Source organism: Nocardioides sp. P4_G10 (assembly GCF_056401175.1).
In genome coordinates this window covers 1-26157 of sequence record NZ_JBFUJV010000006.1, presented here as the reverse complement: position 1 = coordinate 26157, position 26157 = coordinate 1, and the positions used below count along the sequence as shown (strand labels likewise).

27 protein-coding genes are annotated in these 26157 nt (G+C 72.1%); 10 read left to right on the top strand and 17 right to left on the bottom strand.

Translation table 11 applies throughout. The features are described from left to right. Nucleotides 1–46: 46 nt before the first annotated feature. The 4 genes from AC1DP1_RS09235 to AC1DP1_RS09220 are packed head-to-tail and all read right to left on the bottom strand — an operon-like array spanning nt 47 to nt 4160. Complete coding sequence (locus AC1DP1_RS09235; protein ID WP_477506616.1) at nt 47–352, bottom strand: hypothetical protein; 306 nt, start codon at nt 350–352, stop codon at nt 47–49. A gap of 49 nt (nt 353–401) precedes the next feature. Continuing rightward, nucleotides 402–1346, bottom strand: a complete 945-nt coding sequence (locus AC1DP1_RS09230) for a GNAT family N-acetyltransferase (RefSeq protein ID WP_477506615.1) — start codon at nt 1344–1346, stop codon at nt 402–404. 2 nt (nt 1347–1348) lie between these two features. Continuing rightward, nucleotides 1349–2494 carry a right-handed parallel beta-helix repeat-containing protein gene (locus AC1DP1_RS09225; RefSeq protein WP_477506614.1) on the bottom strand — a complete coding sequence of 382 codons (1146 nt, stop codon included), beginning with the start codon at nt 2492–2494 and terminating at the stop codon, nt 1349–1351. Between the two features lies 1 nt (nt 2495). After that, nucleotides 2496–4160, bottom strand: a complete 1665-nt coding sequence (locus tag AC1DP1_RS09220; protein WP_457186058.1) for a phospho-sugar mutase — start codon at nt 4158–4160, stop codon at nt 2496–2498. A 59-nt stretch (nt 4161–4219) separates the two neighbouring features. Between AC1DP1_RS09220 and AC1DP1_RS09215 the strand changes: the two genes are divergently transcribed. Next, nucleotides 4220–4591, top strand: coding sequence for a VOC family protein (locus AC1DP1_RS09215; RefSeq protein ID WP_477506613.1), 372 nt, complete (start codon nt 4220–4222; stop codon nt 4589–4591). Nucleotides 4592–4607: 16 nt separating this feature from the next. After that, nucleotides 4608–5252: an MOSC domain-containing protein gene (locus AC1DP1_RS09210; RefSeq protein ID WP_477506612.1), complete on the top strand. Its 645-nt coding sequence runs from the start codon at nt 4608–4610 to the stop codon at nt 5250–5252. Nucleotides 5253–5328: 76 nt separating this feature from the next. Here the strand turns inward: AC1DP1_RS09210 and tpx are convergent, their stop codons facing one another. Further along, complete coding sequence (gene tpx, locus AC1DP1_RS09205; protein ID WP_457186064.1) at nt 5329–5826, bottom strand: thiol peroxidase; 498 nt, start codon at nt 5824–5826, stop codon at nt 5329–5331. 39 nt (nt 5827–5865) lie between these two features. On the opposite strand from tpx, the gene AC1DP1_RS09200 reads away from it, so the two are divergent. Next, nucleotides 5866–7185 (top strand): DUF2252 domain-containing protein, encoded by a 1320-nt coding sequence (locus tag AC1DP1_RS09200; RefSeq protein ID WP_477506611.1) that lies wholly within the window; start codon nt 5866–5868, stop codon nt 7183–7185. 79 nt (nt 7186–7264) lie between these two features. Here the strand turns inward: AC1DP1_RS09200 and AC1DP1_RS09195 are convergent, their stop codons facing one another. Genes AC1DP1_RS09195 through AC1DP1_RS09175 form a run of 5 tightly spaced genes read right to left on the bottom strand, consistent with a single transcriptional unit; the run spans nt 7265 to nt 10809 of the window. After that, a complete protein-coding gene (locus tag AC1DP1_RS09195; protein ID WP_477506610.1) occupies nt 7265–8254 on the bottom strand; it encodes an aldo/keto reductase in 990 nt (329 codons plus the stop codon). A gap of 34 nt (nt 8255–8288) precedes the next feature. Beyond that, a complete protein-coding gene (locus tag AC1DP1_RS09190; protein WP_477506609.1) occupies nt 8289–8663 on the bottom strand; it encodes a MerR family transcriptional regulator in 375 nt (124 codons plus the stop codon). 33 nt (nt 8664–8696) lie between these two features. Next, nucleotides 8697–9494, bottom strand: a complete 798-nt coding sequence (locus AC1DP1_RS09185) for an NAD-dependent epimerase/dehydratase family protein (protein ID WP_477506608.1) — start codon at nt 9492–9494, stop codon at nt 8697–8699. A gap of 2 nt (nt 9495–9496) precedes the next feature. Continuing rightward, nucleotides 9497–10309, bottom strand: coding sequence for a purine-nucleoside phosphorylase (locus AC1DP1_RS09180; protein WP_191194851.1), 813 nt, complete (start codon nt 10307–10309; stop codon nt 9497–9499). A gap of 47 nt (nt 10310–10356) precedes the next feature. After that, nucleotides 10357–10809, bottom strand: a complete 453-nt coding sequence (locus AC1DP1_RS09175) for a gamma-glutamylcyclotransferase family protein (RefSeq protein ID WP_268110135.1) — start codon at nt 10807–10809, stop codon at nt 10357–10359. A 67-nt stretch (nt 10810–10876) separates the two neighbouring features. Here AC1DP1_RS09175 and lpdA point away from each other — a divergent pair, with 67 nt between their 5' ends. Both lpdA and AC1DP1_RS09165 read left to right on the top strand, forming a co-directional pair. Then, nucleotides 10877–12280 carry a dihydrolipoyl dehydrogenase gene (gene lpdA / locus AC1DP1_RS09170; protein ID WP_477506607.1) on the top strand — a complete coding sequence of 468 codons (1404 nt, stop codon included), beginning with the start codon at nt 10877–10879 and terminating at the stop codon, nt 12278–12280. Further along, nucleotides 12280–13671, top strand: coding sequence for an NAD(P)H-quinone dehydrogenase (locus AC1DP1_RS09165; protein WP_477506606.1), 1392 nt, complete (start codon nt 12280–12282; stop codon nt 13669–13671). Before lpdA ends, AC1DP1_RS09165 begins: the two co-directional genes overlap by 1 nt. Here AC1DP1_RS09165 and AC1DP1_RS09160 read toward each other — a convergent pair. Then, entirely contained in the window at nt 13607–14515 is a 909-nt protein-coding gene (locus AC1DP1_RS09160; RefSeq protein ID WP_477506605.1) for a DNA-formamidopyrimidine glycosylase family protein, read from the bottom strand. The two genes, AC1DP1_RS09165 and AC1DP1_RS09160, sit on opposite strands and share 65 nt — an antisense overlap. A gap of 145 nt (nt 14516–14660) precedes the next feature. On the opposite strand from AC1DP1_RS09160, the gene AC1DP1_RS09155 reads away from it, so the two are divergent. Next, entirely contained in the window at nt 14661–15902 is a 1242-nt protein-coding gene (locus AC1DP1_RS09155) for a SpoIID/LytB domain-containing protein (protein ID WP_477506604.1), read from the top strand. Further along, nucleotides 15899–16843: an SGNH/GDSL hydrolase family protein gene (locus AC1DP1_RS09150; protein ID WP_477506603.1), complete on the top strand. Its 945-nt coding sequence runs from the start codon at nt 15899–15901 to the stop codon at nt 16841–16843. Before AC1DP1_RS09155 ends, AC1DP1_RS09150 begins: the two co-directional genes overlap by 4 nt. Here the strand turns inward: AC1DP1_RS09150 and AC1DP1_RS09145 are convergent. Both AC1DP1_RS09145 and AC1DP1_RS09140 read right to left on the bottom strand, forming a co-directional pair. Then, on the bottom strand, nt 16830–20234 hold the full coding sequence (locus AC1DP1_RS09145) for a pyruvate carboxylase (protein ID WP_477506602.1): 3405 nt from the start codon (nt 20232–20234) through the stop codon (nt 16830–16832). The two genes, AC1DP1_RS09150 and AC1DP1_RS09145, sit on opposite strands and share 14 nt — an antisense overlap. 76 nt (nt 20235–20310) lie before the next feature. Beyond that, the gene (locus tag AC1DP1_RS09140) at nt 20311–21249 is read right to left on the bottom strand and encodes an NAD-dependent epimerase/dehydratase family protein (RefSeq protein WP_477506601.1); all 939 of its coding nucleotides are present in this window, start codon (nt 21247–21249) and stop codon (nt 20311–20313) included. Between the two features lie 125 nt (nt 21250–21374). Between AC1DP1_RS09140 and AC1DP1_RS09135 the strand changes: the two genes are divergently transcribed. After that, nucleotides 21375–22106: a TetR/AcrR family transcriptional regulator gene (locus AC1DP1_RS09135; RefSeq protein ID WP_477506600.1), complete on the top strand. Its 732-nt coding sequence runs from the start codon at nt 21375–21377 to the stop codon at nt 22104–22106. A 75-nt stretch (nt 22107–22181) separates the two neighbouring features. On the opposite strand, the gene AC1DP1_RS09130 is transcribed toward AC1DP1_RS09135, so the two are convergent. After that, nucleotides 22182–22622 carry a MarR family winged helix-turn-helix transcriptional regulator gene (locus tag AC1DP1_RS09130; protein ID WP_477506599.1) on the bottom strand — a complete coding sequence of 147 codons (441 nt, stop codon included), beginning with the start codon at nt 22620–22622 and terminating at the stop codon, nt 22182–22184. Between the two features lie 90 nt (nt 22623–22712). Between AC1DP1_RS09130 and AC1DP1_RS09125 the strand changes: the two genes are divergently transcribed. Both AC1DP1_RS09125 and AC1DP1_RS09120 read left to right on the top strand, forming a co-directional pair. Then, nucleotides 22713–23234: a sigma factor gene (locus AC1DP1_RS09125; protein WP_477506598.1), complete on the top strand. Its 522-nt coding sequence runs from the start codon at nt 22713–22715 to the stop codon at nt 23232–23234. Next, nucleotides 23231–23506, top strand: a complete 276-nt coding sequence (locus tag AC1DP1_RS09120) for an ANTAR domain-containing protein (protein WP_477506597.1) — start codon at nt 23231–23233, stop codon at nt 23504–23506. Before AC1DP1_RS09125 ends, AC1DP1_RS09120 begins: the two co-directional genes overlap by 4 nt. Before the next feature lie 21 nt (nt 23507–23527). Here the strand turns inward: AC1DP1_RS09120 and AC1DP1_RS09115 are convergent, their stop codons facing one another. The 3 genes from AC1DP1_RS09115 to AC1DP1_RS09105 form a co-directional block, all read right to left on the bottom strand. Further along, nucleotides 23528–25234 carry an FAD-binding dehydrogenase gene (locus tag AC1DP1_RS09115; protein WP_477506596.1) on the bottom strand — a complete coding sequence of 569 codons (1707 nt, stop codon included), beginning with the start codon at nt 25232–25234 and terminating at the stop codon, nt 23528–23530. Beyond that, nucleotides 25231–25866 carry a TetR/AcrR family transcriptional regulator gene (locus tag AC1DP1_RS09110; RefSeq protein ID WP_477506595.1) on the bottom strand — a complete coding sequence of 212 codons (636 nt, stop codon included), beginning with the start codon at nt 25864–25866 and terminating at the stop codon, nt 25231–25233. Before AC1DP1_RS09110 ends, AC1DP1_RS09115 begins: the two co-directional genes overlap by 4 nt. Nucleotides 25867–25951: 85 nt before the next feature. Continuing rightward, the coding region (locus AC1DP1_RS09105; RefSeq protein ID WP_477506594.1) for a transposase at nt 25952–26157 on the bottom strand (206 nt) is incomplete at its 5' end.

The following is a 26157-nucleotide window of genomic DNA, read 5'->3' as shown; positions in this document are numbered from 1 at the left end:
CTGGATCGGGCGGAAGGGTCTGTACGACGTCGCGCGGGGCGACGGGTCAGACGCGTCCAGGAGCGCGCGGGCGCACCGGGTGGACCACGTCGGTGGTCCGTCCGGCGAGCACGAGCGGGATGTCGGCGGCGCGACGGCGCGGCCGGAGCGAGTGGAGGGTGGCGTCGGGGACGCGTACCGGGGCGTGGATCCCCATCAGTGACGTCGCGGCCATCAGTGCGGCGAGGACCGCGACGCCCTCTGTCGTGATGGTCGGCGCCATCGAGGCTGCGCTGAGGACCGAGGCCACGCCGAGCAGTGCGACGACGAGCGCGAAGCGTCCGCGTACGACTGAATCGAGGGTCCGGTCCATGGGCTCGAGACTAGCGGGCTCCACGGTGGGAGCGGGCGCACGTGCACAATCAGCGGGGCGCCTCCAGGATCAGACGGTTCTCGGTCACCGCGTAGTTCGCGCGCTCGAATGCCGCCGCCATCGGGAGGTTGGTCACGTCAGTGGTGGCGGTGATGTGTTCCGCCCCTGATGCGGCGTGGATCCGGGTGACCTCGCCGAGGAGGTCGTCGACCAGGCCACGGCCGCGTTGGTCCGGCAGAACGCCGAGATATCCCACGTTGCGGTGGTACGGCGTGGCTGACGGCACGATGAAGCCGACCGGTACCCCGACGGTGTCGGTTGCGACCCGCCACCAGTCGCGCTCGCCCGGACAGCTGTCGTAGAACTCGAAGTCGCCCTGCGCCTGACTGAGCTCGTCAGTCGTCTCCAGGGCCCGACGCGTCTCGACATCGAGGCTGCCGCGGGCGGCCTGACGGAACAGCTCGATGAACTCGTCGTCCGTCCCCGGCCGGAACGCGACCCGGGTGCTTCGCGCCGGGACCGCCCGCTCCGGCGTCCATGCGTACTGACGTCGTTCGAGCGGACGGGTGAGTCCCTGGTCCGAACACGCCTCCGTCCGCCACCGGACCGCACGGCTCGCGTCCGGATCCCCACGCCAGCCCGGCGCCAGCCGGATCGTGTACGCCGGCAACGCCGGCTCGCCGGGAGACGAGAAGTCGGCGTGTCCGCCCTGGAGCAGCAGGGCCGCGCCCGCCCGGGGGTCAGCCACCCCGGGAAGCACGTCCAGCGCATCGAGAGCGCTGGGTGTGGTCCCACCGCGGCCCCACCACAGGGCACGACCGACCACCCGACCATCCTCCTCGAGCAACCAGGACCACTCCGGCCGCATCCGGTGGGCATCGAAGTCCTCTCGGACCTGAGCGGAGGGCGGGCCGCTGACACACGGGTCGCCAGGAAGGTCGATGAGGGCGTCGACATCCCGTGGTGTTGCTCTCCGGGCCGTCACGCCGTTCACGCTCAGCGCACCTCGAAGGCGCCGAGGTCTGTGCGGCCGACGACCGGGCGGCGCTCGTCGCGGGCCGGGTGGACGTACTGCTGCCGGGCCCGCCAGCGCGACGGCACGCGGGCCCCGCGGTCGACGGCCCGAGACGACGCCGTGAGCCGGTAGTCCTCGCGGGCGGGATCCACGAAGCCGCCGAGCCCGACGCGGCGGTTGGCCCGCGCATCGGGACCCGCGCCGCCGGAGAGCTCGCCGGGTCCGACCAGGAGGTTGTTGCGCAGGTGGGCGCGGCTGCCGTCGGCGAGGGCGACGTACGTGCCGGACGTGCGCTGGTTGACGAAGGTGTTGTTGACGACCCAGAGCGTGCGGCTCGGGTTGGTCAGGCCCTCGGCGCCGTAGGAGACGAGCGCGGGGTTCTCCGACCGCGGGCCCTGGACGACGACGTTGCCCGCGACGAGCGACAGCCCGCCGTTGGGCAGGTCGATCGAGTAGCTCGCGGTGGCGTCGCCGTCGCTGATGCGGTTGGCGACGATCGTGTTGCGGGCCGCGCGCGACTTGAGCTCGTGGCCGGTGTCAGCCCGCGCGAGCCAGCTGCCGCTGACCGTCAGCGAGCGGACAGCGCCGACGTAGAGGTTGTGCGAGTAGCCGTCGCCGTAGCCGTTGCGGAAGAACCGCGACCGCTCGATCACGATGTCGCTCTCGGGGTCGGCGCCGGTGAGGATGCCGTTCTCGTTGTCGTGGAACCAGCTGCGCGTGACGGTGAGGTCGGTGCCCTCCTGGCGGATGCCCGCGCCATTGCGGTCGGGCACGGTCGCGCCGCTCAGCTCGATCCGGTCGACGGTCGTGCGATCGCCGGCGATCACCCAGATCGCCTTGCCCTGGGCATCCTTGCCGTCGGCCGGCAGGTGCGCCCGACCGCCGTCCCCGCGCAGGGTGAGGTCGTCCTGGGTCCAGGTCGCGACGTCGCCGGAGTAGGTGCCCGGGTCGATCAGCACCGTGTCGCCGTCGCGTGCCACCGCTGCGGCCGCGCTGGGGGTCGTCAGCTCGCGGTCGGGCCCGACGCGCCACGTGCGCGGACCCCCGTCGGCGTACGACGTCGTGGCGGGCGCCGCGGTGAGCAGGCCGGCGGCGAGGGCGAGGACCAGCGGTGTCGCGGCGCGCACGTCAGCCCCCGAAGGCCGCGCCCCGCAGGTCGGCCTTGATCGCGTCGAGCCGGCCCGCGGCGGAGATCCGGGCGGCATCAGCGCCGGCCCCGTCGGACCCCGTCTCCACCGGGATCACGACCTCGAGGTAGCACTTGACCTTGGGCTCGGTGCCGCTGGGACGCACGATCACGCGGGCGCCCTCGGCGAGGGAGTAGCGCAGCCCGTCGGTCGGCGGCAGCGCGGCCGACCCCTGGGAGAGGTCCTCCACCTGCTCGACCGCGAGGCCGCCGAGCGTGGTCGGCGGGGCGCTGCGCAGCCGGTCCATGGTCGCCGGGATGGCGGCGAGGTCGTCGAAGCGCACCGACAGCTGGTCGGTGGCGTGCAGGCCGTGCTCACGGGCGATGTCGTCGAGGAGGTCGGTGAGGCCGCGCCCCTCGGCCTTGGCCTGCGCGGCGAGCTCGCAGACGAGCAGCAGCGCCGAGACGCCGTCCTTGTCCCGGACGTGCTCGGGGTCGCAGCAGTAGCCGAGGGCCTCCTCGTAGCCGAAGGCGAGGCCCTCGACGCGGCCGATCCACTTGAAGCCGGTGAGCGTCTCCTCGTGCGGCTGCCCGGCAGCGGCGGCCATCTTGCCGAGCAGGCTGGAGGAGACGATGGAGTTGGCGTAGGTGCCGTGTCGCCCGCGGGCGAGCAGGTGGTGGGCCAGCAGGGCGCCCACCTCGTCGCCGCGCAGCATCCGCCACCCGTGGACGTCCGGCACCGCGACGGCGCAGCGGTCGGCGTCGGGGTCGTTGGCGACCACCAGGTCGGCCTTGTGCTCGGCGGCGAGCGCCATCGCCAGGTCCATCGCGCCCGGCTCCTCCGGGTTGGGGAACGAGACGGTCGGGAAGTCGGGGTCGGGATGCTCCTGCTGCTCGACGACGTGCGGGGCGTCGAACCCGGCGGTCTCCAAGACCTGCGCGACGGTCGTGCCGCCGACGCCGTGGAGCGGGGTGTAGACGATGCGCAGGTCGCGCGGGCCGTCCTCGGCCAGGCCCGCGACCGTGTCGAGGTAGCGGTCGACGATCTCCTCGCCGACGAGGCGGCCGGCGTCGCCGCGCGGGAGCTCCGCGAGCGGGCCGACGGCGGCGATCCGGGCGGCGATCTCGCTGTCGGCGGGCGGGACGATCTGGCTGCCGTCGCCGAGGTAGACCTTGTAGCCGTTGTCCTGCGGCGGGTTGTGGCTGGCGGTGACCATCACGCCGGCCGCGCAGCCCAGCTCGCGGATCGCGAACGCGAGGAGCGGCGTGGGCAGCGTCCGCGGCATCACGAGCGCCTTGAACCCGGCGCCGGTCATGATCTCCGCGGTGTCGCGGGCGAAGACGTCGGAGTTGTGGCGGGCGTCGAAACCGATCACCACGGACCCGCCCTTGTGGCCGGTGTCGCGGAGGTACGCCGCCAGGCCCGCCGCCGTGCGCGTGACCACGACCCGGTTCATCCGGTTGGGCCCGGCGCCGAGGGCGCCGCGCAGGCCGGCGGTGCCGAACTCGAGGGTGCCGGCGAAGCGGTCGGCGAGGTCGGTCTCCTCGCCCCGCTCGGCGGCGGCGACGAGAGCCTCCAGCTCCGCACGGGTCTGCTCGTCGGGGTCCTCGGCTGCCCAGGCGCGGGCCGCCTCGAGCAGGGCGGTCTGGTCGTTCGGCACGGTCATGGACGCACGCTATCCCCACGGGCCGTGACGGCGTCGGTGGGCGGTGCCACGATCGGGGCATGATCGATCACCTGGGCATCAACTGCACCGACCTGCCGCGCGCGGCGGCGTTCTACGACCGGGTCCTGGGCGTGCTGGGGCACCGGCGCCTGATGGACTTCGAGGTGGCCATCGGCTACGGCACGGAGCAGCCGGACTTCTGGATCAGCACCTTCGAGGGCATCGGTCCCAACCGCGAGGTCCACGTGGCCTTCCGCGCCCCCGACGCCGCCACGGTCCGGGCCTGGCACGCCGAGGCCGTGACCGCCGGCGCCGAGTCGCTCCACGAGCCGCGGCTGTGGCCGGAGTACCACGAGGGCTACTACAGCGCCTTCGTCCGCGACACCGAGGGCAACAACATCGAGGCCGTCTGCCACACCGGCGACTCCTGACGGCTAGCGTGTCGGCGTGCCAGCCGTCGTCCGCTCCGTCAACGCAGGCACGGCCGACCCGGTCCCGGGCCTGAAGCGGCCCAGCGGGATCCACAAGCGCCCGGTGGACGTGATCGAGGTGCGCGACCCCGGGCCGAAACGCGGCGGGCTCGGCAGCGGCGTCGTCGGTGACGCGATCATCAGCCGCCGGCACCACGGCGGAACGACCCAGGCCGTCTACGCCGTCGCCCGCGAGGAGCTCGACTGGTGGGGCGAGGACCTCGGCCGCGACCTGCCCGACGGCATGTTCGGCGAGAACCTCACCACGGCGGGCCTCGAGGTCGACACGGCCGAGGTGGGGGAGCGGTGGCAGGTCGGCGGCACCCTCCTCGAGGTGTGCGGGCCGCGCATCCCGTGCGCGACGTTCGCCAAGCACATGGCCGAGCGCGCGTGGGTACGCCGCTTCGCCGAGCGCGGCCTGACCGGCGCCTACCTCGCCGTGATCGAGCCCGGGGCGATCCGGGCCGGCGACCCGGTCGAGGTCGTCGAGCGGCCGGGGCACGGGCTCACCCTGCCGATGTACTTCCGCGCCCTCATGGGCGACCGGGACCTCGCTGCGACCTTCCTGGCCTCGGGGCTGCTGCCGCAGGTCGAGCACGACTGGCTCGCGCGGCGCCAGTAGCGCGGGAACGACGGTGGCCGCGGACCCATCGGGTCCGCGGCCACCGGTCGGGGTGTCGCTCGGGGTGTCGCTCGCCTCAGCCGAGAGCGGCGACCGCGGCGTCGTAGTCGGGCTCGACGCCGATCGCGTCGGTGAGCTGGGTGTGGAGCACGGTGCCGTCGGTGTCGAGGACGACGACCGCCCGGGCCAGCAGGCCCTTCCAGCCGCCGTCGGCCATCGCGACGCCGTAGTCCTCGCCGAAGGAGGACCGGAACGCCGAACCGACGAGGACGTCGTCGATGCCCTCGGCGCCGCAGAAGCGGGCCTGCGCGAGGGGCAGGTCGACCGACACGTTCACGACGGCGGTGTTGTCGAGGCCGGACGCGAGCTCGTTGAACTTCCGGACGCTCGCCTGGCACACGCCGGTGTCGATGCTCGGGAAGATGTTGAGCACGACCCGCTTGCCGGAGACGTCGGAGTCGGTGAGCGCCTCGAACTTGGAGTCGACCAGGTCGAAACCGGGAGCCTGCGAGCCGACCGTGGGGAGCTCGCCCACGGTGCTGACGGTGTTGGGGCCGAGTTGAGTGGTTGCCATGGCCCCCAACCTACTGGCCGCCGGTCCTAGAGTGCCCGCATGGCCCCTGCGCGAACCGACGCCCGCACCGACGTGATCATCGAGGTGCTGCGCGACGCGTTCGCGCCGCTCATGCGGGCCGACCCTGCGGCGTTCCGCGCGAAGTACCGCAAGATGGCCCGGGACCCGCACGCGTTCTACCGCGGTAGCGCGTGCCTGTTCTTCAACGACGTGACCGGTGAGCGCGACGAGTGGGCGGCCCACGGTGCCGAGCGCATCTGGATCCACGGCGACCTGCACGTGGAGAACTTCGGCACGTACCTCAACTCCGACGGCCGGCTGGTCTTCGACATCAACGACTTCGACGAGGCCTATGTCGGCCGCTTCACGTGGGACCTCCAGAGGTTCGCGGCGAGCCTCGCGCTCGTCGGCTGGCAGAAGGCGCTGCCCGAGGACGCGATCCGCAAGCTGATCGCCCGCTACGCCAGGTCCTACCTGGCCCAGGTGAACCACTACGTGGCCTCCGACACCGACGACGACTTCGAGATCCGGCTCGACAAGGCCGAGGGGCCGGTGCTGACCGCGCTGGTGGCCGCGCGGGCGATGCGCCGGGCCGACCTCCTCGACGAGATGACCGACCTGACCAAGGGGATCCGCCGCTTCATCGAGGACGCCAGCACCCGCCGCCTCAAGCGCGAGGAGCGGGCCACGGTGGTCGCGGCGTTCCGCGCCTACCTCGACACCATCCCCGAGTCGAAGCGGTTCGACCGCAAGCTCTTCTACGAGCTGCGCGACGTCGTGGGCAAGTCCGGCTTCGGCATCGGCAGCGCGGGGCTGCCGGCCTACAACGTGCTGGTCGAGGGCTACAGCCAGGCGCTCGACAACGACGTCGTGCTGAGCATGAAGCAGGCCAACATCCCGGCGCTGAGCCGCTTCGTCGACACCAGCGAGGTCGACGCCTACTTCGACCACGAGGGCCACCGCACGGCCGTCAGCCAGCGTGCGCTGCAGGTGCACACCGACCCCCTGCTCGGGCACACGAGCATCGACGGCGTCGGCTACGTCGTCTCGGAGATCTCGCCCTACGAGGTGGACCTCGACTGGAGCGAGATCAACGAGCCCGACGACATGCGGTCGGTGGTCGACCTGCTCGGCCGCGCCACCGCGAAGATCCACTGCGCCTCCGACGAGGACAGCCAGCAGGACCTCGTGGACTTCGACGTCGAGGCCGCGATCGCGAAGTCCCTGGAGGGTCGCCGCAACGAGTTCGTGACGTGGCTCTGCGACTGGGGGATCGCGTATGCCGTCCGCGTCCGCGAGGACCACGCGCTGTTCGTCGACGCCTTCCGCGAGGGCCGGGTCGGGATCGCCGCGACTTAGGCGCGTCCCTCGACTCCGTGGCCTGCTGCGCGACGGCCGAGAGTCGACGGCCGCGCCTGACCCTCACGGGCGACGACGCTCAGGCGTCGATCGAGGCCATGCTGCCGTAGCGGTCGCCCTGGACGGCGTCGCGCGGCACCGCCTGCTCGAGGGCGGCGAGGTCGTCGGCGGTGAGCTGGACGTCGAGGGCACCGACGTTCTCCTCGAGGTACGTCACCCGCTTGGTGCCCGGGATCGGTGCGACGTCCTCGCCCTGCGCGAGCACCCATGCCAGCGCGAGCTGCCCGGGCGTGCAGTCCTTGGACCCGGCGATCTCGCGGACCTTGTCCACGAGCACGAGGTTGGCGTCCAGCGCCTCGCCCTGGAACCGCGGGAAGTACTCCGACCGGCGGCGGTCCGCCTCGCCGTCGGCTCCACCGGTGGCGCTGATGGCGCCCGTGAGGAGTCCGCGACCGAGCGGGGAGTAGGGCACCAGGCCGATGCCCAGCTCGCGCAGGACGGGGAGGATCTCGTCCTCGAGGTCGCGGGTGAAGAGGGAGTACTCGGTCTGGAGCGCGGTGATCGGGTGGACCGCGTGGGCCCGGCGGATGGTGGCCGCCGAGGCCTCGGAGAGCCCGAGGTGGCGGACCTTGCCGGCCTCCACGAGCTCGGCCATCGCTCCGACGGTGTCCTCGATCGGGACCGTCTTGTCGACGCGGTGCTGGTAGTAGAGGTCGATGTGGTCGACGTCGAGCCGCTGGAGCGAGGCGTCGCAGGCCGCGCGGACGTAGTCGGGGGATCCGTTGATGCCGACCATGCTGCCGTCCGGGAGCCGCTCGTTGCCGAACTTGGTGGCGAGCTGGACCTCGTCGCGCCGGCCGGCGATCGCCTTGCCGACGAGCTTCTCGTTGGTGAAGGGGCCGTACATGTCGGCGGTGTCGAGGAAGGTCACGCCCAGGTCGAGGGCGCGGTGGATGGTGTCGGTGCCGCCCTGCTCGTCGGGGGTGCCGTAGAACTCCGACATCCCCATGCAGCCGAGGCCGAGGGCGGAGACGGTGAGGGAGCCGATCTGTCGTGTCTGGATGCTCATGCCTGCCACCATTCGCCTTCGAGCGCGCTCAAGGTCAAGGGGCTGGCGCGACCTTGTTCTCGTAGAGCGCGATCTTGTGGTCGATCGCCCGCAGGTGACCGGTGACCTCGGCGAGCTGGCGCTCCACGACCTCGCGGTGTGCGAGCAGCAGGCCCAGGCGCTCGGCCTCGTTGCCGTCACCGTCGCGCACCAGCGCGGCATAGCGGCGCACGTCCCGGATGGGCATGCCGGTGGCGCGCAGCCGGGTCACCATCTGGATCCAGCGCAGGTCCTCGGCGGTGTAGCGACGGTGGCCGGACGGTGCCCGGTCGACCGAGTGCAGCAGCAGGCCGTCACGCTCGTAGTAGCGCAACGTGTGTGCGGTGAGCCCGGTCTTCTCGGCCGCCTCGGCGATGCTCAGGCTGGTCATCGGACCAGTGTCGGACTTGGAGCGTGCTCGAAGTCAAGCACCCAGGGCGGGACGGTGGAACTGCGCCGTCGCGAACGGGCCGCCGACGAACTCGGCCTCCACGTCGTCGTGCGGGCCGGGCGCGACCCGGTCGGCGTACGTCTCGGCGTCGTCCTGCGGCTCGTAGCCCAGCCGGCGACCCGGCTCGAGGTCCCACCACGCGCGGGTGTTGGCACTGATGCCGTAGAGCACGGCGTAGCCCGGAGCGGGCGTGCTCAGCGCCGCCTCGACCATCCGGACGCAGTCACCGTGGGAGAGCCAGGTCGACAGGCCGCGCACGCTGGCGGGCTCCTCGAGGAACGAGCCGATCCGGCACGCGACGGCGTCGATGCCGTGGCGGTCGGCGAAGAGGTGCAGGAGCGCCTCGGCCGCGACCTTGGCGACGCCGTAGTAGGTGTCGGCGCGGGGCAGGGCCTGCTCGGTCAGGGTGCCGTCCGCGCGCGGCGTGCGGCCGACGGCGTGGTTGGAGGAGGCGTAGACGATGCGCGGCACGTCGTGGGCCACCATCGCGTCGAGGAGGGCAGCGGTCGTCACGACGTGGGAGGTGAGCTCGTCGGGCAGCGACGCCTCGTCGGGGATGCCCGCGAGGTGCACGACGGCGTCGAGCCGCTCCTCGGCGAAGACCGCCTCGACGGCGTCGCCGTCGGCGCAGTCGGCCTCGTGCCACGTGAAGGGCGTGCCATCGGGCGGCGGGACCAGGTCGAGGCCCACCACGTCGTGGCCGGAGGCGGCCAGGCCGGTGGTGACCACCCGGCCGATGCTGCCGGCGGCGCCGGTGACCAGGACGCGCATCGTCAGATCCTCGTCACGACCTGGCTCAGCAGGCCGCCCATCCGGCTGGCCGCGGAGCGACCCGCCACGAGGACCTCCTCGTGGTTGAGCGGTTCGCCGCTCAGGCCGGCGGCGAGGTTGGTGACCAAGCTGATCCCGAGGACCTCCATGCCGGCCTCGCGGGCGGCGATCGCCTCCAGCGTGGTGCTCATGCCGACGAGGTGGCCGCCCATGATGCCGGCCATCCGGACCTCGGCGGGCGTCTCGTAGTGGGGGCCGGGGAACTGCACGTAGACGCCCTCGTCGAGGGAGTCGTCGACCTCCTTGCACATCGCGCGCAGGCGCGGGCTGTAGAGGTCGGTCAGGTCCACGAAGTTCGCACCGACGATCGGGCTCGTGCCGGTGAGGTTGATGTGGTCGGAGATCAGCACCGGCTGGCCGGGCTGCCACCCCTGCTTGAGGCCGCCGCACCCGTTGGTGAGGACGATGGCCGAGCAGCCGGCAGCGGCCGCCGTACGCACCGGGTGCACGACCGCCGCGACGCCCTTGCCCTCGTAGAAGTGGGTGCGCGAGAGGAAGACCAGGAGGTTCTTGTCGCCGCTCCTGATGGAGCGGATCTTGCCGCTGTGGCCCGCGACGGCGGCGGCGCTGAAGCCGGGGAGGTCGGTCGTGTCGATCTCGGCGGTCGCCTCGCCGAGCGCGTCCACGGCCGGGAGCCAGCCCGAGCCCAGCACCAGGGCGATGTCGTGGCGCTCGACGCCGGTCAGCTCGGCGAGCCGGGCGGCCGCCTCGGCGGCGCTCTCGTAGGGCGTGGGGACGGAGGCTGCGTGGGTCACGCCGGGAACTCTAGACGGACCTGTCGCCGAAGCTCCGGGCGTGGTGCTCAGAGTCCGGTGGACCGGCAGGCGCGGCGGCGGAGGGCCGCGACGTAGTCCTCGGGCGCACCGGCGGCGTCGGCCGCGTCGGCGAGGACCCCGAGGTAGGACGCCGAGGGCAGGCCCCCCTCGTAGGCGTCGAGGACGTAGGCCCACACGACGAGCTCACCGGTCAGCGTCTGCACCCGCACCTTGGTCTTGCGGTAGAGGCCGGTGTCGGCGGCCTCCCAGCCGTCGAGCGAGCGCTCGTCCTCGGGCGTGACGTCGTAGACCGCCACGAAGACCTGCTCGAACGGGTCCTGCACGATCGTCGACAGGGCACCGTCCCAGCCGTGCTCCTCGCCCCCGAACGTCAGCCGCCAGCCCGTCAGCCAGCCGGTGGAGTGGAGGATCGAGTGGGGGCAGCGCTCACCCATGCGGGCGGGATCGAGGTTCGTCCCGTAGGCGGCGTACAGCGTCACGGGCGACACAGTATCGAGCCACGACCTCGGGTGTTCCCCCTGCGCGGCGGACAACTAGGCTGGGCGCGTGACCGACACCCACTTCGACACCCTCGTCCTCGGCGCCGGCCCCGGTGGCTACGTCGCCGCGATCCGCGCCTCCCAGCTCGGCCAGAAGGTGGCCGTGGTGGAGGCCAAGTACTGGGGAGGTGTCTGCCTCAACGTCGGCTGCATCCCGTCGAAGGCCCTGCTCAAGAACGCCGAGCTGGCGCACACGCTCCAGCACGAGAAGGCGAAGTTCGGCATCGAGGGCGACGTCACGATGTCCTTCGGCCCGACCCACAAGCGCAGCCGCGACGTGAGCGCCGGCATCGTCAAGGGCGTCCACTTCCTGATGAAGAAGAACAAGATCACCGAGATCGACGGCTGGGGCACCCTGACCAGCGCGACCGGGATCGACGTCAAGGACGGTGACGGCCAGACCACCGGCTACACCTTCGACAACCTGATCCTCGCCACCGGCGCCACCGTGCGCCTGGTGCCCGGCGTCGAGCTGAGCGACAACGTGGTGACCTACGAGGAGCAGATCCTCACCGACGAGCTGCCCGGCTCGATCGTCATCGGCGGCTCCGGCGCGATCGGCGTCGAGTTCGCCTACGTGATGGCCAACTTCGGCGTCGATGTCACGATCGTCGAGTTCCTCGACCGGATGGTCCCCACCGAGGACGCCGACATCTCCAAGGAGCTCCTCAAGCACTACAAGAAGCTCGGCGTGAAGGTGCTCACCTCCACGGCGGTCAAGAAGGTCGAGGACACCGGCTCGGGCGTCAAGGTCACGATCGCGCCGGCTGCGGGTGGCGACGAGCAGGTGATCGAGGCCGACAAGTTCCTCGCCGCCTTCGGCTTCGCCCCGCGGGTCACGGGCTTCGGCCTCGAGGACATCGGCGTCGCGGTCTCCGAGCGCGGCGCGATCGAGATCGACGACTACATGCGCACCAACGTCGACAACGTCTACGCCATCGGTGACTGCACCGGGAAGATGATGCTCGCCCACGTCGCCGAGGCGATGGGCATCGTGGCCGCCGAGACGATCAACGGCGCCGAGACGATGCCGGTCGAGTACGACTTCGTGCCGCGCGCGACCTACTGCATGCCGCAGATCGGCTCGTTCGGCTACAGCGAGGCCCAGGCCAAGGAGAAGGGCTACGACGTCAAGACGGCGACGTTCCCCTTCACCGCCAACGGCAAGGCGATGGGCCTCGGCGAGGCCGTCGGCTTCGTGAAGGTCGTCGCCGACGCCGAGCACAACGAGATCATCGGCACCCACATGATCGGCCCCGACGTCACCGAGCTGCTGCCGGTCATGACGCTGGCCCAGAAGTGGGACCTCACCGCCGACGAGGTGGCCCGCAACGTCTTCGCCCACCCGACGCTCGGTGAGGCGGTCAAGGAGGCCGTCCACGGCATCGCCGGGCACATGATCAACCTCTGATGACCGACCACATCGTCATCATCGGCGGCGGTCCGGGCGGCTACGAGGCCGCCCACGTGGCCGCGCAGCTGGGCGCGGAGGTCACCGTCGTCGACACCGACGGCGTCGGTGGCTCGGCGGTGCTGACCGACTGCGTGCCGAGCAAGACGCTGATCGCCACTGCCGAGCTGATGACCGACATGTCGACGGCGCAGGAGCTCGGGGTCAACTTCCACGACCACCAGGGCGACGCGGCGACGACCATCAGCGTCGACCTGGCTCGGGTCAACGCCCGCGTCAAGCAGCTCGCGGCCGACCAGTCGACCGACATCGCGGCCCGCCTCGAGCGCGATGGCGTACGCGTCGTGACCGGTCGCGGCCGCCTCGGGCCGGACCTCACCGTCGTCGCCACGACCGCCGACGGCGAGGAGACCCTGCAGGCCGACGCGGTCATCGTCGCGACCGGCGCGGCGCCCCGCACGCTGCCGAGCGCCCAGCCCGACGGTGAGCGGATCCTCACCTGGGAGCAGGTCTACGACCTGACCGAGGTGCCGGAGAAGCTGGTCGTTGTCGGCTCGGGCGTCACCGGCGCCGAGTTCGCCAGCGCCTACCTGTCGCTCGGCATCGACGTGACGCTCGTCAGCAGCCGCGACCGGGTGCTGCCCGGCGAGGACGCCGACGCGTCGGCGGTGCTGGAGGACGTGGCCACCCGCCGCGGGATGAAGGTGCTCAGCCGCTCACGCATGCAGTCGGTGACCCGCGAGGGCGACGAAGTGACGGTGACCCTCACCGACGGCCGCACGGTCACCGGAAGCCACTGCATCCTCGCGCTCGGCTCCGTGCCCAACACCGCCGACCTCGGCCTGGAGGAGGCGGGCGTGGCCGTGGACGACGGCGGCTTCATCACCGTCGACCGCGTCTCGCGCACCTCGGCGCGCGGTATCTACTCCGCCGGCGACTGCACGGGCGTGCTGATGCTGGCCTCGGTGGCGGCGATGCAGGGCCGGATCGCGATGTGGCACTTCCTCGGCGACGCGGTCGCTCCGCTGGACCTCAAGAAGGTGTCGTCCAACGTCTTCACCTCCCCGGAGATCGCCACCGTCGGCTGGTCGCAGCAGGCCGTCGACGCCGGCGAGATCGAGGCCGAGGTCGTCACCCTGCCGCTGGCCGGCAACGCCCGCGCCAAGATGCAGGGCGTGCGCGACGGCTTCGTGAAGCTCTTCTGCCGTCCGGGCACCGGCATCGTGGTCGGGGGAGTGGTCGTCGGGCCGCGGGCCTCCGAGCTCATCCACCCGGTGTCGGTCGCGGTCGCGGAGTCGCTGACCGCCGACCAGCTCGCCCACGCGTTCACCGTCTACCCGTCGATGAGCGGGTCGATCGCCGAGGCCGCCCGGCGCCTGCACCACGTCTGATCCCGGGTCCGTCGCCGACGCGGGCCTCCGGGCCCGGGCCGGGCTGGCACGACCTGCACCACCACGTGCGGCGGTTGGCGGCGTCTCCCGGGACCTCGGTCTGCACACTGACCGGGCCTCCGCACCGGCGGCAGCCCTGCCGCTGGCGGCCGGTGATCCAGTGGTCGTCGCCCTTCACCGGTGAACCGGTGGTCACCTGGTAGGCGCCCGGCACGCGCGCCGAGTGGCGCAGCATCGTGGCGGCGCGCTCGACGAGGTGGGGCACGTCGACCTCGCCGACCGGCGTCCACGGGCTCACGCCGCTGAGGAAGGCGAGCTCGTTGGCCCAGAGGTTGCCGAGGCCGGCGAGCGACCGCTGGTCGAGCAGCGCGGTCACCAGCGGCGTGGTCGGCGCGGCGAGCAGGCGGCTGACCGCCTCCTCGGCGTCCCAGTCGTCACGGAGCGGGTCGGGACCGAGGTGGCCGACCAGATCGGCCTCGCGATCGGTCGGCACGAGGGCGAGGTCGTGCAGCCGGATGCCGTGGACGGTGCGCCCGTCGTCCAGGGACCACACCAGCCGGACGTGCGGCTGCAGCTTGCCGGGCAGCCGCTTGCCCGGCGCCAGGGTCGACCACGAGCCGTCCATGCGGAGGTGGCTGTGGAGCGTGGCCGGCGCCGAGCCCACGGCTGCGGAGAAGCGCGTCAGCAGGTGCTTGCCGTGGGTGTCGTGCCCGACGACCTCGCGGCCCGACAGGTCGCGCGTGGCGAGCGCGGGAGTGCGGAAGTCGGAGCGCTCCACCGTGTGGCCCACGAGCTGGCGGTCCAGCCGGCGGGCGAGCTTCCACACGCTGTCTCCCTCGGGCACCCGTCCAGTGTCACAGGCCGGTGCGACAGTCCCGGCCCGGGACCGGCGGCCCGCGCCTCGTGCTGATCTGGCGGTCCCTGCCCCCGAACGCCCGGACCGCCTGTAACCTCGGAGGTTCGTCGTCCGTTCTCGGGGGAGAGACCACATGATGACCCGTTCCCGCCTGCTGCCGATCGCGCTCGCCGCGAGTGCGCTGCTGCTCCCTGCCCTGCCCGCGTCGGCGACCGAGGCGTCGGGGGCCGAGCCGCGCCAGAAAGTCGAGGCCTGGACCGTCCCCGGCAGCAGCGCGATCACCATCACCGGCCACGGCTTCGGCCACGGCAACGGCATGTCCCAGTACGGCGCGCTGGGCGCGGCCCAGCAGGGCCTGACCTGGCAGCAGATCAACGAGTTCTACTACCCCGGCACCACCTGGGGAGCGGTCCGCGGCAAGCTCCGCGTGCTCATCACCGCCGACACGGGGCGCGACGTGCAGGTCGCGGCCGAGCGCGGGCTCAAGGTCGGCAAGGTGGGTCGCTCGCGCACCTGGCGCGTGCCGTCCAACAACGCGCGCAAGTGGCGCCTCGTCGCCGCCGGCCGCGACACCGCCGTCCAGTGGACGAAGGGCGGCTCGTGGCGCACCTGGAAGAAGGTCCCCGGCGAGGCGGAGTTCAGCGCCGCCGACGGCCGCCTGACCCTCGTGCTGCCCGGCGCCCGACGTGACTACCGCGGCACCCTGCAGTCCGTGGCCCCGCGCCTGGGCGGCAAGCGCCAGACCGTCAACCGGGTCGGCATGGAGTCCTACCTGCGCGGCGTCGTGCCGCAGGAGGTCCCCGCGCTGTGGACCCCGGCGGCGGTCAGCGCCCAGTCGGTCGCGGCGCGCACCTACGCAGCGTTCGAGCGCTCGCACCCCAACGCCTCCCACTACGACCTCTGCGACACCACGCAGTGCCAGGTCTACGGCGGAGCGGACGTCGAGCACCCGGCGGCGACCGCGGCCATCAAGGCCACGGCCGGTCAGGGTCTCTACTACGACGGACGACCGGCGTTCACGCAGTTCTCCGCCAGCAACGGCGGGTTCTCCTCGGCCGGCTCCATGCCCTACCTCGTGGCGCAGCCCGACCCCTACGACGGCCTGGTCAACCCGACCTACTCCACGTGGACCACCACCATCGACGACACGCAGGTCGAGAAGCACTGGCCCGACCTGGGCGACCTCACCGGCATCGAGGTCGTCACGCGCGACGGCAACGGCGAGTGGGGCGGACGCGTCACCAACATGGCGTTCATCTTCACCGGCGGCCGGGCCGCCGTGAGCGGCGACGACGCCCGCTCCTACCTCGGCCTCTACTCCGACTGGTTCACGTTCAGCGTCATCCCGCGACAGAAGGGCCCCGCGCGCCAGTGACCCGACGACTCAGGCTGGCGGCAGCAGTCGCCGCCCTCGCTCTCGCCGCGTCCGCCTGCGAGTCCGGCCAGGCAGCCGGCGACGGCGACGCCGACCTGCCCGACCCCGTCGTCGACACCGAGGTGACGACCCGGATCGACTACGTCGCGATGGGCGACTCGTTCTCGGCCGGACCGTTCATCGGCACGATGCGAACCGACCCCCAGGGCTGTGCGCGCTCCAAGGACAACTACCCGGCGTTCCTGGCCGACTGGCTCGACGTCGCCAGCTACACCGACGTGACCTGCTCGGCCGCCACGACCCGGGATCTCCACGCGCCGATGGTGATGTTCGACGGCAACACCACCGGGCCGCAGGTCGACGCGCTGTCCGCCGAGACCGACCTTGTCACCCTCGGCATCGGCGGCAACGACTTCGGCATCTACGACTCGCTCATCCAGTGCCAGCGCGGACCGGCGGTCGCCTGCCCGGTCGACCAGCTGCGCGCCGACACCGGCAAGGTCGCCGGTCGGGTCAAGGAGGCTGTCCGGCGCATCGCGAAGGTCGCTCCCGACGCCGAGGTCCTCGTCGTCGGCTACCCCGACATCCTGCCCACGGAGGGCACCTGCCGCGCCGTCGGCGTCCCGGCCGAGGTGCTGGCGCCGGTGACCGAGGTCGCCGACATGCTCAACGCCTCGATCCGCCGCGGCGCCCGGGCGGCAGGAGCGTCGTACGTCGACATGGCCGCGGTCTCCGACGGCCACGACGTCTGCGCCAAGGGCCGGGCGTGGGTCAACGGCCCGCGGTTCCGCGCAGGCATCGCGGCGCCGTTCCACCCGAAGATCAACGGCATGCGAGCCGTCGCCACCGAGGTGTTCCGGCAGGTGACGGGGGAGGACCCCGAGGAGATCACGGAGTACGCCGAGCCCGACCCCGACGTGGTCGTCCTCAACGAGGGCTGATCACCAGCACCAGGTCGCCACCCTCGGCGGCCTTCGTGGACGGCATCGCGAGCCGCTGGACCGTGCCCGCGACCGGGGCGGTGATCGAGGCCTCCATCTTCATCGCCTCGATCGTCGCGACGGTCTGGCCGGCCTCGACGGAGTCACCCTCGGCGACGGTCACGGTGACCGCGCCGTCGTAGGGCGCGGCGACATGACCGCTGATGGACGGGTCGGCCTTCTCGGCGGACGCGACGTCGGCGGAGATGCTGCGGTCGCGCACCTGCACAGGACGCAGCTGGCCGTCCACGGTCGCCATCACGTTGCGGAAGCCGCGCTCGTCGGGCTCGCTGATCGCCTCGAGCCCGAAGATCATCTCGCGGCCCTCGCGGACGCGGACCTGGTGCTCCTCGCCACGGCGCAAGCCGTAGAGGTAGTCGATCGTCGAGACGCCCGACAGGTCGCCGTACTTCTCCCGCGACTCGTGGAAGGCGGCCGTCGGACCGGGGAAGAGCAGCTCGTTGAGCGTCGCGCGGCGCTCTGCCGCCTCGGGGGACGCCAGGCTGGCCTGCTGCTCGGCGGTCAGGGTCTCAGCCGGCTGCTTCCAGGTCTTCCCGGCCAGCGCCTTGCTGCGGAACGGCTCGGGCCAGCCGCCGGGCGGGTCGCCCAGCTCGCCGCTGAGGAAGCCGATCACGGAGTCCGGGACGTCGTACGACGCCGGGTCCGCCTCGAACGCGGCAGGGTCGGCCTTGGCAGCGACGAGCGCGAGCGCGAGGTCGCCGACGACCTTGGACGACGGGGTCACCTTCACGACGTTGCCGAGGATGTCGTTGGCCGCGGCGTACATGTCCTCGACCTGCTCGAACCTCTCGCCCAGGCCGAGCGCGATCGCCTGCTGGCGCAGGTTGGAGAGCTGGCCGCCGGGGATCTCGTGGCGGTAGACCCGACCGGTGGGCGCGGGCAGGCCCGACTCGAACGGCGCGTAGACGCGTCGGACGGCCTCCCAGTAGGGCTCCATCGCGTTGACCGCGGCGAGCGAGAGCCCGGTCTCGCGCTCGGAGTGGTCGGTCGCGGAGACGAGCGCGGAGAGCGCGGGCTGCGAGGTTCCGCCGGCCATCGAGGCGGAGGCGGCGTCGAYGGCGTCGACCCCGGCGTCGATCGCCGCGAGCAGCGTGGCGAGCTGGCCGCCGGGGGTGTCGTGGGTGTGCAGGTGGACCGGCAGGTCGAAGCGCTCGCGCAGTGCCGTCACCAGCGTGCGGGCTGCGGGGGCGCGGAGCAGGCCGGCCATGTCCTTGATCGCCAGCACGTGCGCGCCGGCCTCGACGATCTGGTCGGCGAGGCCGAGGTAGTAGTCGAGCGTGTAGAGCTTCTCGCCCGGCGAGGACAGGTCGCCGGTGTAGCAGAGCGCGACCTCGGCGACCGACGTGCCGGTGGCGCGGACGGCGTCGATGGCCGGGCGCATCTGGGAGACGTCGTTGAGGGCGTCGAAGACGCGGAACACGTCGATGCCGGTCTCGGCGGCCTCCTGGACGAAGGCCTCGGTGACCTCGGTGGGGTACGGCGTGTAGCCGACGGTGTTGCGGCCACGGAGCAGCATCTGGAGGCCGATGTTGGGGATCGCCTCGCGGAGGGCGGCGAGCCGCTCCCACGGGTCCTCGTTGAGGAAGCGGAGTGCCACGTCGTACGTCGCCCCGCCCCAGCACTCGACCGACCACAGCTGCGGCGTCGTACGGGCCACGTGGTCGGCCACGGCGAGGAGGTCGCGGGTGCGCACGCGGGTCGCGAGCAGCGACTGGTGGGCGTCGCGGAACGTCGTGTCGGTGACGGCGACGGTCTTCGCCGCGCGCAGCCGGCGGGCGAACTCCTCCGGGCCGATCTCGCGCAACAGCTGGCGGGTGCCGTCGGGCACCGGCTGCGAGCGGTCGAGCCGGGGAAGCTTGCTGACCGGCGACACCGAGACCGGCGCGGTGCCGTGGGGCTGGTTCACGGTGACGTCGGCGAGGAAGTCCAGCAGGCGGGTGGCGCGGTCGCCGCCGAACTGCGCCTTGAGCAGCTGCGGGTGGTCCTCGATGAACGAGGTCGTCACGCCGCCGGCCGCGAAGTCGGGGTCGGCGAGCACGGCCTGGAGGAAGCCGACGTTGGTCGAGACGCCGCGGATGCGGAACTCCAGGAGCGCGCGGCGGGCCTTCTGCACGGCTGCCTCGAAGGAGCGGCCGCGACAGGTGAGCTTGGCGAGCATCGAGTCGAAGTGCGGGCTGATCTCGGCGCCGGTGTAGGTCGTACCGCCGTCGAGGCGCACGCCCGGGCCACCGGGGGAGCGGTACATCGTGATCCGGCCGGTGTCGGGGCGGAAGCCGTTGGCGGGGTCCTCGGTGGTGATCCGGCACTGCAGCGCGAAGCCGCGCGGGGCGACGGAGTCCTGGGTGAGCTCGAGGTCGGCGAGGGTCGCACCGGCCGCGATGCGCATCTGCGACTGCACGAGGTCCACGCCGGTGACCTCCTCGGTCACGGTGTGCTCGACCTGGATGCGCGGGTTCATCTCGATGAAGACGTAGTTGCCCGACGGGTCGAGGAGGAACTCGACGGTGCCGGCGTTCTTGTAGCTGATCTCGCGGGCGAAGCGGACGGCGTCGGCGCAGATGCGGTCGCGGAGCTCGGGTTCGAGGTTCGGCGCGGGGGCGATCTCGACGACCTTCTGGTGGCGGCGCTGGACCGAGCAGTCGCGCTCGTAGAGGTGGATGACCCCGTCCTCGGAGCCGGTGCCGTCGGAGAGGATCTGCACCTCGATGTGGCGGGGGTCCACCACGGCCTGCTCGATGAAGACGGTCGGGTCGCCGAAGGCGCCCTCAGCCTCACGCATGCAGGTCTCGATCGCCTCGCGCAGGTCGGCCCGGTCGTCGACGCGACGCATGCCGCGCCCACCACCGCCGGCGACGGCCTTCACGAAGAGGGGTGCCTCGATCGACTCGGCGGCGTGCACGAGCTCGTCGACGTCGGTCGACGGCGGGACGGACTCGAGCACGGGTACGCCGGCGGCCTTGGCCGCGGCGATCGCGCGCGCCTTGTTGCCGGTGAGGGTGAGCACCTCGGCGCTCGGACCGATGAAGGTGATGCCTGCGGCGGCGCACGCCTCGGCGAGGGCGGGGTTCTCCGAGAGGAAGCCGTAGCCGGGGTAGATCGCGTCCGCGCCGCAGCGGACCGCGACGTCGACGATGGCCTGCGGGTCGAGGTAGGCGCGCACGGGGTGGCCCACCTCGCCGATCTGGTAGGCCTCCTCGGCCTTCATCCGGTGCTCGGACCCGCGGTCCTCGTGCGGGAAGACGGCCACCGTGCGCACGCCGATCTCGCGCGCTGCACGGAAGGCCCGGACTGCGATCTCGCCACGGTTGGCGACGAGCACCTTGGAGAACATGGGGCGCACGCTATCGAGAGACGCGTGTGACCTGGGTTACCCGTCCGTACGCCGGTCGGCCCGCGGCCCTTGCTCGTCAGGCGGCCTCCGCCTCCTGGGCGCGCCACCACGCCACCGTCCGGGCCAGGCCGTCGGCCAGCGGGGTGGGTCCGAACCCGAGCCTTTCCTCGCTGGCGGACGAGTCCATGACGAAGGGCTTCGCGAACATGTAGCCGGTCTCGGCCATCTCCTTCATCTGCCGTGAGACCAGGCCGACCGCGCCGAGCACGGGCACCGGGATCGAGGACACCTTGGGGGCGCGCACGCCGCCCGCCTCGGCGACCAGCTCCACGAGCCGCCGCTGGGTGACCGGCGCGGCGGTGGGGGCGTGGAGGAACGAGTTCCACAGGTCCGGGCGAGTGGCGGCGCCGATCATCGCGGCGGCCAGGTCGGGGACGTAGGTGAAGGAGTGCGGCTGGTCGGGGCTGCCGACCACGCGCATCGTGCGCCCGGCCAGGACGGTCGGCACCAGGCGCTCACCGGCGTGGGCGTTGCGCACCAGCGGGCCGTAGAAGTCGGAGGCGGCCACGCTGACGGTCGGGGTGACGGAGGCGTCGCGCTGGGCGAGCAGCTCGGTGCGGACCCCGAGCTTGCCGGTGGTGGCGGTGCGCGGCGTCGACTCGGTGATCGTGCCGTCGACCGGGYCGTAGGAGTAGAGGCTCTCGGGGAACACCACGACCGCCCCGACCCGACCGGCCGCATCGAGGACGGCCCGCTCGGCCTGCGGCAGCTCGGCGCGCCAGACGCGGGCGTCGTACGCCGACCCGTGGATGCAGTGGTGGACCGCGACCGCTCCCTCCAGGGCCTGGGCCAGCGCGTCGGGCCGGGAGACGTCGACACGACGGCGGTCGATGAGCGGGTGCGCCGGCCCGCTGCCCGAGCGGGTCAGCAGTCGGACCTTCTCGCCCGCGTCGGCGAGCTGCTGGGCGACGGCCGAGCCGACGGGGCCGGCTCCAGTGACGACGTGGACGGACATGGGAGCTCCTGAGGGTTGGGAGAGCGGTGCTCTCGGTTCGACCATCATGGCTCGCCTCTCGGCAAAAAACAAGAGCAGTGCTCACATTTGGCATCACCGCTCGCCACCTGTGCTTGGATGGGCAGATGGCCGACACCTCCGCCGAGACCCCCGCGAACCTCTCGCCGCGCGCCCGGGCGCGCGTCCAGACGATGCGCGACATCGTCCGGATCGGCCGCGAGCACCTCGCGACCGAGGGCGCGGCGGCCCTGTCGCTGCGAGCCGTCGCCCGCGACCTCGGGCTGGTGTCGTCGGCGGTCTACCGCTACGTCGCGAGCCGCGACGAGCTGCTGACCCTGCTCGTGGTCGACGGCTACGACGAGCTCGGCGACGCCGTCGACGCGGCCCTGGAACCGGTCGACCGCGACGACCACGTGGGCCGGGTCGTCGCCATCGCCCGTGCCACCCGCGCGTGGGCGCTGGCCGAGCCTGCGACGTACGCCCTGCTCTTCGGCAGCCCGGTCCCCGGCTACGAGGCGCCGGCCGAGCAGACCACGGGCCCCGGCACCCGCGTCGTCGGGCGGCTGGTCGAGGTGTGGGAGGACGCCTGGCAGGCGGGCGCGATCTCGCTGGACGAGGCGCCGCTGGCCCCGCGGCGCCTGTCCCGCGACCTGGCGCGCATCCGCAAGCAGGTGGGCCTCACCGCCCCCGACCGTCTCGTCGCTCGCGGGCTCTTCGCCTGGGCGGCGCTCTTCGGGTGCGTGTCGTTCGAGGTGTTCGGGCAGTACGGCGCCGACACCTTCGGCGACCCCCGCGACCTCTTCGAGCAGCACGTCGCAGCGCTGGTCGAGGCCGTGGGCCTGGAGCAGCTCGAGTGAGCAACCGATCCAGTCGGGTCCTCGGGCGGCACTGCCGCTGCTGGCCCGACCCGCGTCAGGCTTTCGCCCCGCTCATCACGCCGGGGGCGAGACCCTCGAGGTGAGGATCCGCAGGGTCTCCTGCAGCTCCGCGAACTCCTGTCTCCCGAGTCCGAGCTGATCCACCATGTCGCAGTGGATCGCCTCCGCATGCCGACGCAGGGACTCGCCCTTGCCGGCCAGCGACACGACGACGAAGCGCTCGTCGGCGTTGTCGCGGCGGCGCTCGACGAGGCCTCCCGCCTCCATCCGCTTGAGCAGCGGGGTCAGCGTCCCGTGGTCCAGGCGGAGCTGGGCAGCGAGGTCACTGACGGTGCAGCTCTCGTGCTCCCACAGGACGATCAGCACGAGGTACTGCGGGTAGGTGATCCCGAGCTGGGTGAGGGCCGGGCGGTAGGCCGCGGTCACGGCCCGTGATGCGGCGTAGAGGTCGAAGCACAGCTGCTCGTCCAGCGGTGGCGCCTTGATCGTCCCCATGGCGCGACATTCTGCCCTACGCATGTATCTTGTGCACAAGTGGTTTGTGCACGAGGCACCATGCCGCAGTCGGGGTCTGGGAGGGCACCTGTGGCTACACGAGCGACGCCGGAAGCTGATGCCGGTCGCGCAGGACCGCTGGAACGGCTGCTCGTCAGGTCCGGCAGCGGTGACACGGAGGCGTTCGCCGAGCTGTACGACCGCCTCGCACCACGCGTCTTCGGCATGGTCACGTGCCTGCTCCGGGACGACGTCGCCTCGGAGAGCATCACCCGCGAAGCGTTCGTCGAGGCGTGGCGCCGCGCGCCGACCTACGACCCGTCCCACTCGAGCGCCACGGCCTGGACGGTCGTCATCGCCCACCGGACGGCGGTACGAGCCCGTCGCCTCTCGCCGCGCCCTGTGGGCCAGCCTGCACCGGCTACCTCCATGGACGACTCGGCCCTGCTGGCCGCCGGCCTCACCCACGCGCAGTCCGACGCCGTGCAGCTGGCCTGGTTCCACGGGCTCGACCGCAGGCGGATCGAGGAGGAGCTCGACTCCGACAAGCCGGTCACGACACTGATCAACGAGGCGCTGAGATTGCTGGCACCGATCGGTCCGCGGCTGTGAGGCCGAGCGCGGCGGCAGACGAGATCGAGGACAACCACCGGCTTGTCCTGGCGCTCGAAGCGGCGGGGGTGGAGATCGACCACCTACGAGCAGCACTCGGCCGCCGCCTGGTCATCGGCCGAGCGCAGGGCATGCTGATGGAGCGCCTCGGCATCGACTCCGACCAGGCGATCGACTACCTCAAGCGCATGTCGAGCCATCGCAACCAGAAGGTCTTCGTGATTGCCGAGGACATCGTTCGCACGCGAGAACTGCCTGGTCCCGTGAGCTGACAGCGCGGCGGGACGCGCCGATCAGCGCGCGAGCGCCCGCCCGACGGCTCGTCCCGAGAAGATGCAGCCCCCGAGGAAGGTCCCCTCGAGCGCGTTGTAGCCGTGCACGCCGCCGCCGCCGAACCCGGCGACCTCGCCCGCGGCGTACAGCCCCGGGACGCGGGTGCCGTCGGCGGCCACGCACTGGCCGTCGAGGTCGGTCTCGAGCCCGCCGAGCGTCTTGCGCGAGAGGATGTTGAGGCGGACGGCGATGAGCGGGCCGTGCGCCGGGTCGAGGACCTTGTGCGGCTTCGCGACGCGGATCAGCTTGTCGGTGCGGCTGCGGCGCGCGTTGTGGATCGCCATGACCTGGATGTCCTTGGTGAAGGCGTTGTCGACCTCGCGGTCGCGCGCGACGATGTGCCGCTCGAGGTCGTCGAGGTCGAGCTCCGGTCCGCGGGCGAGCTCGTTCATCCCGGCCACCAGCTCGGCGAGGGTGTCGGCCACGACGAAGTCGACGCCGTGCTCCTTGAACGCCTCGACCGGGCCGGGGGCGCCCTTCGCGAGCCGGCTCTGGGCGAGGAACTTCAGGTCCTTGCCGGTGATGTCGGGGTTCTGCTCGGAGCCGGAGAGGGCGAACTCCTTCTCGATGATCGACTGGGTGAGCACGAACCACGAGTAGTCGTGGCCGACGCTCAGGATCTGCTTCATCGCGCCGATCGAGTCGGCGCCGGGGACGCCCGACATGCCCTCGAGCCGTCGGCCGGTGGCGTCGAACCACATCGACGACGGGCCGGGCAGGATCCGGATCGCGTGGTCGGGCCACACCGGGTCCCAGTTGTGGATGCCCTCGACGTAGGCCCACATCCGGTCCTTGTTCACCATCGTCGCGCCGGCGTCCTCGGCGATGCCCTGCATCCGTCCGTCGACGTGGGCGGGCACGCCGGAGATGAGGTGCTCGGGCGCGGCGCCGACGCGCTCGGTGGGCCAGTTGCGCCGCATCAGCTCGTGGTTGTGGCCGATGCCGCCACTCGTCACGACGACAGCGGCGGCGCGGTGCTCGAAGGTGCCGGCAGCCTCGCGGCTCGACTTCACGCCCCGCTCGGCGTCGTCGTCGGCCAGCACGGTGCCGCGCACGCCCACGACCACGCCGTCCTCGACGACCAGCTCGTCGACCTGGTGACGGAACACGAGGCGTACCAGCCCCTGCGCCTCGGCCCGTTCGACGGGCTCGGCGAAGATCCGCACCACCTCGGGACCGGTGCCCCACGTCAGGTGGAATCGCGGGACCGAGTTGCCGTGCCCGGTGGCGCGGCCGTCGCCGCGCTCGGCCCAGCCGACGAAGGGGAGCGACTTGAGGCCGAGGTCGTGGAGGTAGGCGCGCTTCTCCCGGTGGGCGAAGTCGACGTAGGCCTTCGCCCACTGCCGCGGCCAGAAGTCCTCGCCGCGGCCGGGGCCGTCGGTGCCGTCGCCGAGGCGGTCGAACTGGGCCGAGCCCTGCCAGTCCTGCCAGGCCAGCTCGGGGGAGTCCTTGATGCCCATCCGGCGCTGCTCGGGGCTGTCCACGAACAGCAGCCCGCCCAGGGACCACCAGGCCTGGCCGCCGAGGTTGTCGCGGTTCTCCTGGTCGAGCACGAGGACGCGCTTGCCGGCGAGGGCCAGCTCGTGGGTCGCGACCAGGCCGGCGAGGCCGGCACCGACCACGATGACGTCGGGGGTGAAGCCGTCGGTGGGGGTGGGCTCGGTCATCGGGGCTCCTGCTCGGGGTAGCGGTGGACGATCAGCTCCGCGAGCAGGCGCAGGGCCCGCTCGGCGGTGCGGCCGGGGGCGGCCGCGGGGTCGGGGTCGAGGGCGGAGAAGGCGAGTCCGTCGAGCATGTTGACCACGATGCTGAGGACGGCCGGGAGGTCGTCGGCGGAGAGGCGGTCGGCCCACAGGTCGGCGGCGACGTCGAGCATCTGCGCGTGCAGCACCTCGCGCGCCGGCAGCAGCGCCTCGCGGAGGCCGGCGTCGGCGCGGGCGGCGACGAGGAGCTCGCGCCAGGTCTGGTTGGTGGGGGAGAGCACGGCTGCGCGCAGGTGGGTGAGCACGTCCGCGACGTCGTCGATGGTCCCGACCGCCGCACCCTCGGTCGTGGCACGGAACGCCGCGACGTTGCGGGTCGCCACGTGCTCCGCGGTCGCGACCAGCAGCGCCTGCCGGGTCGGGAAGTGCCGGAAGAGCGCGCCCTGGCTCACGCCCGCCTCCGCGCAGACCGCGGCGGTCGAGGTGGCGGCGTACCCCCGCTCCGTCAGGCACGTCACCGTGGCCTCGAGCAGCGCGCTGATCGTGCCCTCGCGACGCTGCGCCTGGGTACGACGCGGGGCGGAGGTGGTGCTCACCGCTCCAGTGTTACATAAAAAGTGAGCGCTTGCTATCTAACCGTTCGTGCAGCGGTGGCCCACCCACATTTCGAGGCTGGCGGATTCAAGCGGTGGATGCAACACCGGTTGGTTTTGGTGGGTTCGACAGTAGTTCGTCGAGTGCCTGTGCCGGTGTCTTCCAGCCGAGGGTCTTGCGGGGTCTGCGGTTGAGCTTGGCGGCGACGTGGTCGAGGTAGTCGAGCTGGTAGACCGACAGGTCGGTGCTTTTGGGGAAGTACTGGCGCAGCAGGCCGTTGGTGTTTTCGTTGC